The sequence below is a fragment of the Pseudomonas sp. URIL14HWK12:I5 genome, from assembly GCF_900176445.1.
GTDB lineage: Bacteria > Pseudomonadota > Gammaproteobacteria > Pseudomonadales > Pseudomonadaceae > Aquipseudomonas > Aquipseudomonas monteilii.
In genome coordinates this window covers 1-2047 of record NZ_FWXQ01000022.1, presented here as the reverse complement: position 1 = coordinate 2047, position 2047 = coordinate 1, and the positions used below count along the sequence as shown (strand labels likewise).

The 2047-nt window shown below is 63.5% G+C and carries 2 protein-coding genes; both read right to left on the bottom strand.

Features of this window, described 5'->3' with window-relative positions; genetic code table 11:
• A partial coding sequence (locus B9A31_RS26820; protein ID WP_256576317.1) for a condensation domain-containing protein occupies positions 1-1574 on the bottom strand: 1574 nt, incomplete at its 3' end.
• Positions 1575-1585: 11 nt separating this feature from the next.
• Positions 1586-2047: phosphopantetheine-binding protein (locus B9A31_RS26815; protein WP_256576316.1), on the bottom strand; the 462-nt coding region annotated here is incomplete at its 5' end.

Genomic DNA, 2047 nt, shown 5'->3' with positions numbered 1-2047 from the left:
GCAAACACCAGCGCCGGTGCGTCCGGGGTGGCGGCGACTTGCGCCTCGATCAGTTGCTGCAGGCACTGCTCCAGCGGGTAGTCGGCGTGGGTGCGGTTCCAGTCGTAGACCACCTGTTGCTGCTGCGCGGCATTCAACAGCGGCAGCTCGGCGATGCGCTGCTGCGGCTGGGCGACGAAGGCGGCCAACAGGCCCTGCCAGTGCCCGGCGAGCTGGGCGATGGTGGCTTCATCGAACAAGGCCGTTGCGTAGGTCAGGAACGCACCGATGCCGTGTTCATGCTCGACAGTGTTCAATGCAAGGTCGAACTGGGTGGTATGGATTTCCCAGTCGAGCGCTTCCAGGGTCAGGCCTGGCAGGCGCCGCGTGTGGCCCCTGCCCTCGCTGCCGTGGTTGTGCATCACCTGGAACAACGGGCTATGGCTGAGGCTGCGCTCTGGCTGCAGGGCTTCGACCAGTTGCTCGAACGGCAGGTCCTGATGCGCCTGAGCGCCGAGCCCGGCCTGGTGAACTTGCGCGACCAGCGCGTCGAAGGTGGTGCTCAGGTCGAATTCGGCCTTGAGGACCTGGGTGTTGACGAAGAAGCCGATGAGCCCCTCGACTTCGCTGCGAGTGCGGTTGGCGATCGGGACGCCGACGCGGATGTCGTTCTGCCCGCTGTAGCGGTGCAGCAACGCCTGGAAGCTTGCCAGCAGCAAGGTGAACAGGGTCACGCCCTGGCGCTTGGCCAACTGCTTCAGCGAATCTGCCAGCGCATCGGCAATGGCGATGTCGAGGCGTGCCCCTGCATGGCTCTGCACTGCACCGCGCGGGCGGTCCAGCGGCAACTCCAGTACCGGCTGCTCATCCCCCAGATGGGCCGTCCAGTAGCCCAGTTGCTTCTCGCGTTCGCCCGCTTCCATGAACTGCCGTTGCCACAACGCGTAGTCGGCATACTGCACAGGGAGCGGCGGCAATTGCAGCGCGTGCCCGGACTTGCCGGCCTCGTAGAAACGCACCAGCTCGTCGACCATGATCGGTGTCGACCAGCCATCGGAGACGATGTGGTGCAGGGTCAGCACCAGTACATGGTCATCCGCCGCCAGACGCAACAGCTTGACCCGCAGCAAGGGCCCCTGCTCCAGGTCGAATGGCTGCTGAACTTCCTGCTCGACCCATGCCTTCAATGCCGCGCTGGCATCGGCATCGACTGCCTTGAGTGTATCGATGACCAGCTCGACGGGCGCTTCGGGGTGAATCACCTGCACCGGCTGGTCACTGTCGAGGTGAAAGGTGGTACGCAGGGTTTCGTGCCGCGCGATCAGGGCATCGAAGCTGGCCTGCAGCGCCTGAAGGTCAAGATCGCCCTTCAGACGCAGGGCGACCGGAATGTTGTATGCGCTGCCCTGGGGGTCCATTTGCCAGAGAAACCATTGCCGCTGCTGGGCGTAGGACAACGCCAGCGCCTCCCCCGGCGCTCTCGCAGGGATCGGCGCGACTCCGTACAAGTTGATTCCCTGACGCTTCAGGAGCATGGCCAGAGCGTGACGCTCTTTGGTGGACAACGATTTGACGGAGTCGAGCAACGCTTGCACTGATGTATCCCCTATGAAATCAGTTCATCAATTTCCTCCGTGGTTAGACGTTTGAGCGCCTCCAGCGATTTAGCCAGTTCTGCCTGAATCGGATCGATTTGCTGATTTTTCTCTTCGAGGCGACGCGAGAAATCCGCCAGCAGGGGATGCTCGAACAGCTCCTTCAAGGTGGCGTCGATGCCTGTCGCCTCGCGAACACGCACGATCACCTGAGTGGCCGACAGCGAATGGCCACCCAGGGCGAAGAAGCCATCGTTCAGGCCGACCCTTTCGAGCTTCAGCACGTCTGCCCAGATCGCCGCGACCTGCCGTTCCAGCTCGCTGCACGGGGCCACGTAGCTGTCCTGCAGCACACTGGCATCGGGCTTGGGCAGGGCTTTGCGGTCCAGCTTGCCGTTGGCCGTCACCGGCAGGCGTTCGAGGAACAGCAAGTGGGTCGGGACCATGTAGTCGGCCAGGCCGAGCCTGAGGTG